Source organism: Peribacillus sp. SIMBA_075 (assembly GCF_046534585.1).
Genome location: NZ_JAWRYN010001317.1, coordinates 1 through 246 on the forward strand (window position 1 = coordinate 1; position 246 = coordinate 246).

Genomic DNA, 246 nt, shown 5'->3' on the forward strand with positions numbered 1-246 from the left:
GGTTGTGACTGGCGCTAACAACAACAATGGACGTATCTCGATTCCGCAGCTGGATGAGCTTATTTTGAAAGCTCGCGGAGAACTGGATGAGGCAAAACGTAAGGCACTGTACGACGAAGCAGCAAAACTTCTGCAAGACGAAGCTGGCTATGCATACATGTACCACCAATACGTATTGCTCGGTATGAACAAAAAAGTAACCGGATTTACTTTCGTACCGGATGGTATTGTCCGTACTGCAACTTT

1 pseudogene is annotated in these 246 nt (G+C 45.9%); it reads left to right on the plus strand.

Annotation, left to right across the window (positions count from 1 at the left end):
* Positions 1-64 precede the first annotated feature (64 nt).
* Positions 65-246, plus strand: a pseudogene (locus SB775_RS32620) (ABC transporter substrate-binding protein); the annotation flags it as partial.